Source organism: Pseudomonas sp. 8O (assembly GCF_902506495.1).
GTDB classification, from domain to species: Bacteria; Pseudomonadota; Gammaproteobacteria; order Pseudomonadales; family Pseudomonadaceae; genus Aquipseudomonas; species Aquipseudomonas chaetocerotis.
In genome coordinates this window covers 1,356,804-1,369,896 of record NZ_LR733265.1, presented here as the reverse complement: position 1 = coordinate 1,369,896, position 13,093 = coordinate 1,356,804, and the positions used below count along the sequence as shown (strand labels likewise).

Annotated in this window: 9 protein-coding genes; 6 read left to right on the top strand and 3 right to left on the bottom strand. The window is 65.4% G+C overall.

The features are described from left to right. Window positions 1–17: 17 nt before the first annotated feature. The 3 genes from hutU (at window position 18) to hutC (ending at window position 4,205) form a co-directional block, all read left to right on the top strand. Window positions 18–1,682 (top strand): urocanate hydratase, encoded by a 1,665-nt coding sequence (gene hutU, locus GV002_RS19850; RefSeq protein WP_160019978.1) that lies wholly within the window; start codon window positions 18–20, stop codon window positions 1,680–1,682. Between the two features lie 157 nt (window positions 1,683–1,839). Then, window positions 1,840–3,375 (top strand): histidine ammonia-lyase, encoded by a 1,536-nt coding sequence (gene hutH, locus GV002_RS19845; RefSeq protein ID WP_160019977.1) that lies wholly within the window; start codon window positions 1,840–1,842, stop codon window positions 3,373–3,375. A gap of 116 nt (window positions 3,376–3,491) precedes the next feature. Beyond that, the gene (gene hutC, locus GV002_RS19840) at window positions 3,492–4,205 is read left to right on the top strand and encodes a histidine utilization repressor (RefSeq protein WP_160019976.1); all 714 of its coding nucleotides are present in this window, start codon (window positions 3,492–3,494) and stop codon (window positions 4,203–4,205) included. Window positions 4,206–4,289: 84 nt separating this feature from the next. On the opposite strand, the gene GV002_RS19835 is transcribed toward hutC, so the two are convergent. The 3 genes from GV002_RS19835 to GV002_RS19825 form a co-directional block, all read right to left on the bottom strand. Further along, window positions 4,290–4,949 carry an endonuclease gene (locus tag GV002_RS19835; protein ID WP_160019975.1) on the bottom strand — a complete coding sequence of 220 codons (660 nt, stop codon included), beginning with the start codon at window positions 4,947–4,949 and terminating at the stop codon, window positions 4,290–4,292. A gap of 415 nt (window positions 4,950–5,364) precedes the next feature. Then, a complete protein-coding gene (locus GV002_RS19830) occupies window positions 5,365–6,396 on the bottom strand; it encodes an AraC family transcriptional regulator (RefSeq protein ID WP_160019974.1) in 1,032 nt (343 codons plus the stop codon). Between the two features lie 10 nt (window positions 6,397–6,406). Further along, entirely contained in the window at window positions 6,407–7,324 is a 918-nt protein-coding gene (locus tag GV002_RS19825; protein WP_160019973.1) for a GGDEF domain-containing protein, read from the bottom strand. Between the two features lie 374 nt (window positions 7,325–7,698). Between GV002_RS19825 and GV002_RS19820 the strand changes: the two genes are divergently transcribed. The 3 genes from GV002_RS19820 to tolQ all read left to right on the top strand — a co-directional run bounded on the left by GV002_RS19820 (window position 7,699) and on the right by tolQ (window position 13,084). Further along, complete coding sequence (locus tag GV002_RS19820) at window positions 7,699–10,209, top strand: TonB-dependent receptor (RefSeq protein ID WP_160019972.1); 2,511 nt, start codon at window positions 7,699–7,701, stop codon at window positions 10,207–10,209. A 62-nt stretch (window positions 10,210–10,271) separates the two neighbouring features. Continuing rightward, a complete protein-coding gene (locus tag GV002_RS19815; protein ID WP_178094735.1) occupies window positions 10,272–12,233 on the top strand; it encodes a phytase in 1,962 nt (653 codons plus the stop codon). Window positions 12,234–12,373: 140 nt separating this feature from the next. Next, complete coding sequence (gene tolQ, locus GV002_RS19810; protein ID WP_160019971.1) at window positions 12,374–13,084, top strand: protein TolQ; 711 nt, start codon at window positions 12,374–12,376, stop codon at window positions 13,082–13,084. Window positions 13,085–13,093 lie beyond the last annotated feature (9 nt).

Genomic DNA, 13,093 nt, shown 5'->3' with positions numbered 1-13,093 from the left:
AACAAGAGGAAAACGCTGTGACCACCAAGTACCGCGATATCGAAATCCGCGCCCCGCGCGGCACCACGCTCACCGCCAAGAGCTGGCTGACCGAGGCGCCGCTGCGCATGCTGATGAACAACCTCGACCCGGACGTGGCCGAGAATCCCAAGGAGCTGGTGGTGTATGGCGGTATCGGCCGCGCCGCGCGCAACTGGGAGTGCTATGACAAGATCGTCGAGAGCCTGACCAACCTGAATGACGACGAGACCCTGCTGGTGCAATCCGGCAAGCCGGTCGGCGTGTTCAAGACCCATAGCAACGCGCCGCGCGTGCTGATCGCCAACTCCAACCTGGTGCCGCACTGGGCGAGCTGGGAGCACTTCAACGAGCTGGATGCCAAGGGCCTGGCCATGTACGGCCAGATGACCGCCGGTAGCTGGATCTACATCGGCAGCCAGGGCATCGTCCAGGGCACCTACGAAACCTTCGTCGAAGCCGGTCGCCAGCACTACGCCGGCAACCTCAAAGGCCGCTGGGTGCTGACCGCAGGCCTGGGTGGCATGGGTGGCGCCCAGCCGCTGGCCGCCACCCTGGCCGGCGCCTGCTCGCTGAACATCGAGTGCCAGCAGACCAGCATCGACTTCCGCCTGCGCAGCCGCTACGTCGACGAGCAGGCCACTGACCTCGACGACGCCCTGGCGCGTATCGCCAAGTACACCGGCGAAGGCAAGGCCATCTCCATCGCTCTGCTGGGCAACGCCGCCGAGATCCTGCCGGAGCTGGTACGCCGTGGCGTGCGCCCGGACATGGTCACCGACCAGACCAGCGCCCACGATCCGCTCAATGGCTACCTGCCGATCGGCTGGAGCTGGGCCGAGTACAAGGATCGTGCAGCCACCGATCCGGCTGGCGTGGTCAAGGCCGCCAAGCAGTCCATGGCCGTGCACGTGCAGGCCATGCTCGACTTCCAGAAGATGGGCGTGCCGACCTTCGACTACGGCAACAACATCCGCCAGATGGCCAAGCAAGAGGGCGTGAGCAATGCCTTCGACTTCCCCGGGTTCGTCCCGGCTTACATCCGTCCGCTGTTCTGCCGCGGTGTCGGCCCGTTCCGCTGGGCGGCGCTGTCCGGCAACCCCGAGGACATCTACAAGACCGACGCCAAGGTCAAGGAATTGATCCCGGACGATGCCCACCTGCACCGCTGGCTGGACATGGCCCGCGAGCGCATCTCGTTCCAGGGGCTGCCGGCGCGTATCTGCTGGGTCGGCCTGGGCCTGCGCGCCAAGCTCGGCCTGGCGTTCAACGAGATGGTGCGTTCGGGTGAGCTGAGCGCGCCCATCGTCATCGGCCGTGACCACCTGGACAGCGGCTCGGTATCGAGTCCCAACCGCGAGACCGAAGCGATGCAGGATGGCTCCGATGCCGTGTCCGACTGGCCGCTGCTCAACGCCCTGCTCAACACCGCCAGCGGTGCGACCTGGGTCTCGCTGCACCATGGCGGTGGCGTGGGCATGGGCTTCTCCCAGCATTCGGGTATGGTCATCGTCTGCGATGGCACCGACGAAGCTGCCGCGCGCATTGCCCGCGTGCTGACCAACGACCCGGGTACCGGTGTGATGCGTCACGCCGACGCCGGTTACCAGATCGCCATCGATTGCGCCAAGGAGCAGGGTTTGAATCTGCCGATGATCGGCTGAGAGCATGTCCAAAGTCTGCTGCGCGTCGGCCAAACGGCGTTGCAAACGACTTCGGACTGCTCATTTACAGCTCGTAAACTCCGCGTCCTCAGCCATTTGCGCCACCGTTTGGCTCTAGCTCGCGAGACTTTGAACACGCTCTTTGGAAGAACACTTGATGAATACCCTGAACCTGAAACCCGGCCACCTGACCCTGGCCGACCTGCGCTCTGCCTACCAGGCCCCCGTGCAACTGCGTCTGGACGCCAGCGCCCACGAGGCCATCGACGCCAGCGTCGCCTGCGTCAACCAGATCATCGCCGAGGGCCGCACCGCCTATGGCATCAACACCGGTTTCGGCCTGCTGGCCTCGACCCGCATCGCCAACGACGACCTGGAAAAGCTGCAACGCTCGCTGGTGCTGTCGCATGCCGCCGGCATTGGCGAGCCGCTGGAGGACGCCATGGTGCGCCTGATCATGCTGCTGAAGATCAACAGCCTGGCGCGCGGCTTCTCCGGTATCCGCCGCAAGGTGATCGACGCGCTGATCACCCTGGTCAACGCCGAGGTCTACCCGCACATTCCGTTGAAAGGCTCGGTCGGTGCCTCCGGTGACCTGGCGCCGCTGGCGCACATGTCGCTGGTGCTGCTCGGCGAAAGCCAGGCGCGACACAAGGGCCAATGGCTGCCGGCCACCGAGGCGCTGGCCATCGCCGGCCTGGAGCCGATGACCCTGGCCGCCAAGGAGGGCCTGGCCCTGCTCAACGGCACTCAGGTGTCCACTGCCTATGCCCTGCGCGGACTGTTCGAGGCCGAAGACCTGTACGCCGCTGCCAGCGTCTGCGGCGCGCTGAGCGTCGAGGCGCTGCTGGGCTCGCGCTCGCCTTTCGATGCACGCATTCATGCTGCCCGTGGTCAGCGCGGGCAGATCGACGCGGCGGCGGCGTTCCGTCACCTGCTCGGCGACAGCAGTGAGATCGGCCGCTCCCACGTCGACTGCGACAAGGTGCAGGACCCGTATTCGCTGCGCTGCCAGCCGCAGGTCATGGGCGCTTGCCTGACCCAGCTGCGTCAGGCTGCAGAAGTGCTCGGCGTCGAGGCCAACGCCGTGTCGGATAACCCGCTGGTGTTCGCCGCCGAGGGCGAAGTGATTTCCGGTGGCAACTTCCACGCCGAGCCGGTGGCCATGGCCGCCGACAATATCGCCCTGGCCATCGCCGAGATCGGCTCGCTGTCCGAGCGCCGTGTATCGCTGATGATGGACAAGCACATGTCGCAACTGCCGCCGTTCCTGGTGGCCAATGGCGGCGTGAACTCCGGCTTCATGATCGCCCAGGTCACCGCTGCGGCACTCGCCAGCGAGAACAAGGCACTGTCTCACCCGCACAGCGTCGACAGTCTGCCGACTTCGGCGAACCAGGAAGACCACGTTTCCATGGCCCCGGCTGCCGGCAAGCGCCTGTGGGACATGGCCGCCAACACCCGTGGCGTGCTTGCCGTGGAATGGCTCGGCGCCTGCCAGGGCCTGGATTTCCGTGAAGGGCTAAAGAGCACCCCTGCGTTGGAACAGGCACGTCAGGCGCTGCGCGCCAAGGTGCCGTATTACGTCGAAGACCGCTTCTTCGCCCCGGACATCGCTGCAGCCGATGCACTGCTCGCCGAGCGCGTGCTGACGCCGCTGCTGCCGGCCGGCATGTTGCCTTCGGTAGACTGAGCCGCAATCCGGGGTCCTGGTTTCGGGGCTCCCGGATTTCATCCGGGCTACGGCGCTGGGAGCGGAGTGGTTCGCTCCGCTATCATCCGCGCACCGGGCATTTCCAAGGAGCAGTCGTGACCAGTCCCACCCCGCGCTACAAGGCCATCGAGGATTTTCTCCTCGAGCGCATTCACGGCGGTGCCTATCCGGTCAATCATCAGATTCCGCCCGAGGAACAGCTGGCGCGCGACTTCGCCGTCAGCCGCATGACTGCCAACAAGGCGATCCAGAATCTGGTGCAGAAGGGCTACCTGGTGCGTCAGGCCGGGCTTGGCACCTTCGTCACCGACCGCAAGGCCGAGTCGCCGCTGCACGAGGTGATGAACATCGCCAGCGAAGTGCGTGGTCGCGGCCATGCCTACAGCAATACCGTGGTGCGTTGCGAGGCCATCGCCGCCGATGATGAGGTGGCCCTGCGTCTGGGGCTGCGCCTGGGCGGGGAGGTGTTTCACAGCATCCTCGTGCACCTGCAGGACGATCTGCCGATCCAGCTCGAGGACCGCTTCGTCAACCCGCGCTGGGTACCGCATTACCTGCAGAGCGACTTCACCCAGGTCACGCCCAACGAGGTGCTGGTCGCCAGTTGCCCGATCTCGGATGTCGAGCATGTGGTTGAAGCGGTGCTGGTGGATGCGCGCACGGCCGAGCTGCTGCAGATCGACCCGGCCATGCCTTGCCTGAGCGTGATTCGCCGCACCTGGTCGGACGATCACCTGATCAGCTATGCACGGCTGATCCATCCCGGTGACCGCTATAAGCTGCGTTCGCTGCACAAGCGCAGAGGGTAGTCTGTCCACAAACCGTAGGAGCCGGCTTGCCGGCGATCCGCAGTGGTTTCGTCGCGGCTAAAGCCCCTCCCACAGTGAGCAGGGTCAATCGCGGATCAGTTGATCCACCAACGCGGGATCGTCGATAAAGCGATTGCGGGTGCCCTGCAGGATCTCGATCTTGTCGTTGCGTGCCTTTTCCTCGGCATCAGCCGGGTCCATGCGGTGCCAGGCCTTGTACATCGGCGTGAGGCCGACGATGGGCAGGTCGTACTCGACATGCATGTAGAAGATCGCTCTGGCGATGTTGCCCTTGGCTTCGTCACGCGGCTCCACCAGCTGGAAGCTGGCTTTCATGTCGCAGCCTATGTCGGCGAACTTGCTCGGTACGTCTTCGGCCAGTTCGGCGAACTGGGCGTTGCGTCGTGCCAGCTCCACGCGGCTGAGCGCCGGGTAGTGGTTATGCAGGTCGGCGGCGATGTACGGATAGCGCGGATTCATGATGGTGCATTGGCGGTCGGTGACGCAGCGCATCGCGCTCTTGAGCTGCTTGCTGCTGTAGATCGGGCTGGCAGTCAGGGTGCCGCTTTCGCGGGCGAAGGTCTGGCCGCAATAGAGCGTGGTGCCGCCATTACCGTAGAGATCCTGCCAGAACGCCTGATCGATGGCCTGTTTGACATCGCCCAGTTGGGTCTGGCCATTGGCCAGGGAGAACGTGCTGATGCAGGTTGCCAGGCAACCGAGAAGCAAGGTGACTGCGCGCATACTCTAGCCCCAGTGACCACCGTTGTCGGAGTCTGTTGTTTTTGTAGGACAAGATGGAGTCTAGCAAGACGCACGTCGCAAAAAACATGGCTAAATGCTTTCTCCCAACCCAGGATCGCCACAGCAAAGTCGAGCGGCTGAAAGAGGGAGAGCTCGTGTAAGCCATTGCTTACACGATGTCACGTGTTTTGCCACTGTCGGTCGATCAGGTACGAGCGTACTATGCCGCTTATGGATTCAGCGCAGGAAGCGCCTAGACGAACAAGGACACGCTGGACAGCCGCCAGGATGGTGAGCAGATCAAGGATGTCAGGACTACAGTCTGCAAGGCCCCGCGAACGCGGGGTTTTCTTTTTTGGGCGTTCGCCCATCCCCGCTCGATCCCCTCCGAATCGCCTCAACAGGGTGCGCGCCATCAACCCAGCAACTGACGCAGCGCACTGGGTGACAGACCGGTCCAGCGTTTGAACGAGCGGCGGAAGTTGGTGCTGTCGTGGAACTGCAGGTAGGCGGCCACTTCGTCATTGCTGTAGCCCTTGACCCGGTACAGGTGCAGCGCCACGTGCTTGCGCACCAGATCGAGTTGCTCCTGAAAGTGGCTGTCGTGCTTGCCCAGCTTGCGCTTGAGAGTGGCCGGGCTCATGGCGAAGGTGTGCGCCACCTTGTCCAGATTAGGCGTCTCGCGAATCTGCTCGTGCAGGTGATCGTAAAGGCGATCGAGCAGGCTGGCGGAGAATCCCAGCGCCTCCAGTTGCGTCAGGCTCTGTTGCTCGGCCACCTGTCCGGCGGTGAGAGAAGCGCCTGGCCAGGGGCGGGCCAGGTATTCACGCGGCAGGCTCATCATGTCCACCTGGCGTGCGAACGCCACGTCTTCTCCCAGGTGCACCCAATACTGTTCGATGTAGCGTGGCTGCTCGTGAGCGAATTCGAACTGCCAGGGCAGGCGTTCGCCAGCCAGCCAGCGGCTGCAGGAGGCCAGGGCGGTCATGCTCGCCTCGAGCAGAAAGCGGCGTTGCTCGCCGCAGCCGCAGGCATCCAGCCAGACGATGTAGATGCGCTGTTCGTCGAGCAGCAGGCGCGGCGCTAGCAGCGGGCTGAGCAGGGCGCGCAGACGTGTCAGCAACTCCAGCGCCTGCTGCAGGTTGCCGGCTTGCTGCAGGGCCTGGCTGGCGGCGCCGTAGTGGCCAGGCAGCAGGCGCTGGCCGAACAGGAAGCTGCTGTCGTCGGCGTCCAGCAGGCGCCGCGTGTTGTCGATCAGTTGCAGAAACTGCTGTGGGCTGATGCGCGCCTGACCGCTGAGAATGTCTTCGTGGAACAGGCCGCTGCCGCGCAGCAGGCGATGGCTGTCCAGCTCGCGGGCCAGAGCCAGATCGAGCAGCAATGCTGGTTGGTGGTGGGCGGCGATGAAGCGGCTGTCGCGTTCGTACCAACTGCCCTTGATGGTCATGGCGTCTTCCTCAGGCGCGCTTGGCAGATGGCGTTTGCTTGGCCCGCGCCAGGGCCAGGTTGAGGCGCTTGAGCAGGCTGTCGCCGTCCTCGTCCTGCGCCAGCACGCTGGCCACGCTGGCCGACAGCTGCAGGCGCTCGCCGTTGCGGCTGCTACGGTAGGCAAGGTGGCGTACGGCGTCCTGCAGCTCGATGGCGATCTGTTGCGCCTGTTGCGCGCCGGTGCCTGGCAGCAGCACGACGAAACGGTCGCCAGCCAGGCGGCAGAGCAGGTCCTGGCGGCGCAGGTTGAGCAGCAGCAACTGGGTCAGGCTCTGCAGCACCCGATCACCCTCGGCGTGGCCGTGCTCGCGATTGAGGCGGTCGAAGCCATCCAGGTCGAGAATCGCCAGGGCCAGCGGCTGGCCTTCGGCGCGGCTTTGCTGCAGCGCCTGCTGTACTTGCAGGCGCAGGTACTCGGCGCCGCCCAGTGGGGTGAGCTTGTCGAACAGGCGGTGTTCGCGAAACAGCCGCTCGCGCTTTTCCATCTGCGCGCTGATCGCCAGCTGCTCGCGGTGCCAGTGGTAGATGCCCAGGGTCATGAGGATGAAGCCTACCGGCATCGGCCCGGACTCCAGCCACTTGTCCCAGTTGGCGCTGGCCGGCAGTTGCACGAACTCGTCCACCGAGTCCATCCACAGCGAGAGGAACAGGCAGGCCAGGCCGCAGAACAGCAGGTTGGTCACCCGGCCGGCCGGGCGGCTTTTCAGCAACAGGCCGATCCACAGCAGCACCAGTAGCGCCGAGCCACCTTCGCCGAGGATATCGGTCCAGTTCCATTCGCTGACGGGTTTGATATGGCCGGCGATCAGGTGAGCGAGCAGGCCGAGGTTGGCCAGCAGCAAGAGGCCGGCGAGTTTCCAGGCATGCAGTTTCAGCAGGGGTGGCATCGGCGGTGCTCCGCGGGCTTCGATGGCGGCAGCAGAACAGATGCCCATGACACTTTGGTTGCAGCCGGGGAGGTCGATTCGGCTCAGGGCAGTTGCACGATTTTTTGCTGCGCACGGCCGTAGGGTGCGCCGCGCGCACCAACCCCGCGGCCGTTCAGGCGCCACACACCACTTGCCACGAGCAGGCAGCCCGCCGTCGAGGCGCGCCGCGTCAGGTCATTTCGGCTCATCTGCCGCCGATAGTGCCGCTAAAACCCGGGTATTTGCGCTGTTCGCTCCAGGTCTGTCACAGAAGCGTCATTCGCCCCACCTAGCTTGCGCCTCCAGCGAGCCGGCCCCGTGCCGGTAGATTTCACTCTTGGGGAGAGCAGGCCATGCGCCTAGGTCACAGCAGCACCCGCCATGCGGGCTTTCGTATCAGCACCCTGGCGCTGGCCATCGCCGCCAGTACCGTCGTCCTGGCCGAGGAGCCGGTGCTCCTCGAACACGTCGAGGTGGTCGGCCAGGCGGTGAGCATCGACAAGGCGTTGCAGGATCAGCGCCGCTCCGACAGTGTCACCAGCGTGGTGCATGCCGACGGCATCGGCCAGTTGCCGGACGACAACGCCGCCGAGGCACTGCAGCGTATTCCCGGCCTGTCGGTGGAGCGCGACCAGGGCGAGGGCCGCTTCGTCAGCGTGCGCGGCATCGGCCCGGACCTGAACAGCGTGACCATCAATGGCACCTTGGTGCCCTCGCCGGAGAGCGACCGCCGCGCGGTGGCCCTGGACGTACTGCCGTCCGAGTTGGTGCAGTCGCTGTCGGTGGTCAAGACCCTGACTCCGGACATGGACGCCAACTCCCTCGGCGGCACCGTGCAAGTGGAAAGCCTGTCGGCCTTCGACCACGACGGTCTGTTCTACACCCTCAGCGGCGAGGCCAGCCATGACGACAACAGCAGCCAGACCAGCCCGAAATTCTCCGGCGCGATCAGCGAGCGCTTCAGTCTCGGCGACGGTATCGACAACTTCGGCGTGGCCGCGGCGCTGAGCTGGCAAAAACGCGATTTCGCTTCGGACAACGTGGAGACCGGCGGTGCCTGGGACTTCAGCGACGGTGCCAGGCTCGAAGAGCTGGAACAGCGCGCCTACGACATCCGCCGTGAGCGCACCGGCTTCGGCCTGAACTTCGACTACAAGCCGGACGACGCCTCCAGTTACTACCTGCGTACTCTCTACAGCCGCTACAAGGACACGGAAACGCGCAACGCCGCCGGCGTCGGGTTCGCCGACGCGCAGTTGCCCGGTGAGACTGGCGAGGCCGAAGGCTGGCGTGAGCTGAAAAGCCGTGAAGAAACCCAGCAGATCCAGTCCTACGTGTTCGGCGGCGAGCGCAGCCTGGGCCTGTGGACGGTCAGCGGCCAGCTTGGCTACAGCAAGGCCAGCGAGAAGACCCCGGAAGGCATCGCCGGCGCCACCTTCGAGGGCAACGACGACTTTGCCGATGTCGGCTTCGGCGGCACGCGCAAGCCGAAGCTGAACATCGGTTCGGATTTCTACGACCCGGCCAACTTCACCCTCGACGAAGTGGCGTGGGAGAAGCAGAAGACCACTGACACCGAAAAGAACATCAAGCTCGACCTTGCCCGCGACTACGAGCTAAGTGGCTATGCGGCACAGGCCAAGTTCGGTGGCAAGCTCAGCCGGCGCAAGAAGGACAACGACCTGGAGGCCTGGGTCTATGAGGATCTGGGCGACTTCGGCCTGACGGACGAGCAGCTTAACCTCGGCCAGTTCGTCAAGGGCGAGGTCGACTACGGTCTCGGCCGCTTCGGCCCGGGCATCAGCGCGAAGGCCATCGAGCGTCTGCTCGCCGGGCTGAACAAAGCCGACTTCTATGACGAGGAAGAATCACGCATCAACGACTTCTCGATGCGCGAGGACATCAACGCCGCCTACCTGATGAACAGCGTCGACATCGACGACTGGCGCTTTATCGCCGGCATGCGCTACGAGGGCACCGAGTTCGAGGCCAAGGGCACCGGCCTGCGCGACGATGCCTACGAGTCGATCAGCAGCCGCAAGCGCTACGACCACTGGCTGCCGGGCTTGCACGCACGCTATCAGCTCGATGCCAGCACGCAGATCCGCGCCGCCTGGACCAACTCGGTGGTGCGCCCGACCTTCGGCCAGCTGGCGCCAGGTTTCGTCATCGACGGTGACGAGGCCAGTTTCGGCAACCCCAACCTCAAGCCGCTGGAGTCGAGCAACTTCGACCTCGGTATTGAGCGCTACCTAGGCCGCGCCGGGGTGGTCTCGGCTTTCGCCTTCTACAAGGATATCGACAATTTCGTCTATGCCACGGACCTGGCCGGCAGCGGCGCCTGGGCCGATTTCAGCGAGGCCAATACCTTCGCCAACGGCACCAGCGCCAAGCTCTACGGCATCGAGCTGGCCTACTCGCAGAAGTTCGAGTGGCTGCCGGCACCCTGGAACGGCCTGCTGCTGGGCGCCAACGCCACCTTCAGCCGCTCCGATGCGCGCATTGAAGGCCAGGGCAGCAAGCGCAGCATCGACCTGCCGAACCAGTCCGACCAGGTTGGCAACCTGACCCTGGGCTGGGAGAACGACCAGCTCAGCCTGCGTCTGGCGGCCAACTACAAATCGAGGTACCTGGCCGAGGTGGCGGCTGTGGACGACAAGGCCCATGACCTCTATGCCGATGCTCAGCTGTTCGTCGATTTCAGCGCCGGGTACTTCCTCAGCGACAACCTGCAGCTCAAGTTCGAGGCGCAGAACATCACGGACGAGTCTTATTACCTCTACACCGGCAACCGTCGCTACAACGCCCAGTACGAGGAATACGGCCCGACCTACACGCTCGGCCTGACCTTTACCCACTTCTAAAAGCTCTGCCCTGCGCGCCCGCCGGGCAGCGCAGGGCGACCCGTACAAGGATCGCCCCTGTAATGAACCGTGTTATTACCCCTTCGCCCCTGGCTCTCGCTCTACTCGCCAGTGTCCTGCTCCTCGCTGGTTGTGAGCCACAGGCGCAGGCCGTCCAGGCCCAGCCCTCTGCGGACGAGGCTGCGCCGCTGGCACCACAGGCCTGGCAGCCTGCCACCGAGATTGCTGTCGAAGACCTGCAACTGCTGACCGACACCACGTTCTGGCCGGGTGCGCGCTACCTGCTCAGCAGCGAGAAGCAGGGCCTCTACCTGCTCGATGAACAGGGCGCCAAGCTGGCTCATCTGCCCGGTCGCTTCGGCGCCCTGGATCAGCGCGTCGATGCCGAGGGCCTGCTGCTGGCCAGTGTCGACATCGACCGTCAGCAGCCCGTGCTGGTGGCGCTGCGCGGTGCCGAGCGGCGCTGGGGGGCGCCGGTATATCTGCCGCGCGCCAGCTTCAAGGTGGACGGCCTGTGCCTGTCGCGCGACGAGGCCGACAACCAGTTCCTGTTCCTGGTCGGCGAAGAGGGCATTGGCGAACAGTGGTTGGTGGCCCAGGGCCTGCAGCCGCTGGCCGAGCCGCGCCTGGTGCGGCGCCTGAGCCTGCCGCCGGCCAGCGAGCATTGCCGCGTCGATGACGCTGCCGAGCTGCTCTACGTAAACGAGGAAAACGTCGGCCTGTGGGCCTACGCCGCCCACGCCGAGGCCGACCTGACCCGCCAGCCAGTGGGCCTGCGTCAGCCGTTCGGTGATATCGCCGAGGCCATGGCCGGCATGGCCGTGATTCCTGCTGGCGTGCTTGCCCTCGACCCCGAGGCCGGCGTGCTGCACCGCTACAGCCGCCAGGGCAAAGGCTGGCGCGCCGAGGCGCCGCTGCCGCTGGCTGGGCTGGAGGAGCCTGAGCGCCTCAGTGCGCGGGTGGTCGAGGGCGGTCTGCAATTGCTGATCGGCGACGACCGTGGCCTGCACCGTGCTCAGCTCGACTGGCTGCCGGAGCCACCGGCGCCGATCAGAGCGCTGCCGGTGCTGACGTCGCTGGTACAGACCGACGAGGTGCCGAGCCTGGGCGACGCCGCCGACGACCCGGCGATCTGGCTGCACCCGGACGAGCCGAGCCGTAGTCGCGTGCTGGGCACCGACAAGCAGGGCGGCCTGCTGGTCTACGACCTGCAGGGCAAGCAGCTGCAGGACCTGCGCGTCGGCCGGGTCAACAACGTCGACCTGCGCCCGGGTTTTCGCCTCGGCAGTGCCACGGTGGACCTGGCCGTAGCCAGCCACCGCGACCACAACAGCCTGCAGTTCTTCGCCATCGACCGCGCCAGCGGCGAGCTCAGTGATCTCGGCCAGGCGCCGACCGAACTGACCGATATCTACGGCCTGTGCCTGTTCCAGGAGCCCGGCGGCGCAATCCACGCCATCGCCAACGACAAGGACGGCACCTTTGTGCAGTACCGCCTGGACGGCAGCAGCGGCCGTGTACAGGCCACCTTGGCGCGCCAGTTCAAGGTCGCTAGCCAGCCAGAAGGCTGCGTCGCCGATGACCGTAACCAGCGCTTGTTCGTCGGCGAGGAGGATGTCGCTGTGTGGGCTCTGGATGCTGGCGCAGAGGTGCCGGCCGAGCTGCAGCAGGTAATCGGTGTCGGCGACGTGGTGCACGCCGATATCGAGGGTTTGGCCTTTTACCAGGGCGAGCAGCGCGACTACCTGGTGATCTCCAGTCAGGGCAACGACAGCTATGTGGTGCTCGACGGCCAGGCGCCCTATGCGGTGCGCGGCGCCTTCCGTATCGGTCTGGATGCAGAGCGCGGCATCGACGGTGTGTCGGAGACCGATGGCCTGGAGGTGACTTCGGCCAACCTTGGCGGCCCCTGGAGCCAGGGGATGTTGGTGGTGCAGGACGGCCGCAAGCGCATGCCCGAAGGCCGGCAGAACTACAAGTACCTGCCCTGGAGCGCAGTGGCCGAAGCCTTGGGCCTGGAATAGCGACGCATGAGGGGCGGTAGTCGAGGGGCGAAAAGCTCGCGGCTAAAGCCCCTCCCACGGCAGCGGGGCAATTTCGCCGGTAACCGCAATAGACATGGCGCTCGCCACCCATGGTGGGCGCGACAAGCAAGGAGTCGAAGATGCACAGTTCACTCGAACAGATGACCGTCTGGAGCCTGGTCAGCGAGGCCAGCCTGCTGGTGCAGGCAGTGATGCTCAGCCTGGTGCTGGCGTCGCTGGCCAGCTGGTATTTGATCGTTCAGCGCAGCGCCGTGCTGCGCCGTAGCGAGCGTGAGGCGCGGAGCTTCCTGCAGCGCTTTCGCGGCACCGCCGATCTGGCCCAGTTGCAGCGCGAATGCGGCGCCGAGGCGGATCAGGATGCAGGCCTGCAGCAGTTGTTCCAGGCCGGTTACCGCGAGTACCAGCACCTGCAACGCGAGCCCGGCGTCGCCAGCGAGGCGGTGGTCGAGAGTGTCGAACGTAGCCTGCTGGTGGCCATCGCCGAACAGGAAGAACGTCTGGAAAAGGGCCTGCCGCTGCTCGCCACGGTAGGTTCGGTGAGCCCCTATGTCGGCCTGTTCGGCACCGTCTGGGGCATCATGAATTCCTTCATTGGCCTGTCCCAGGTGCAGCAGGCGACCCTCTCCACCGTCGCACCGGGCATTGCCGAGGCGCTGATCGCTACCGCCATCGGCCTGTTCGCGGCGATTCCCGCAGTAATCGCCTACAACCGCTTCTCCGCTCGGGTAGCCAGCCTCGGCGCGCGCTACTACGGCTTCGGCAACGAGTTGCAGGGGCGCCTGCAGCGCAAGCTGCACGCCGGTAGCGGCCGCATCGCCGCAGCGGCCTGAGGGGAAAGC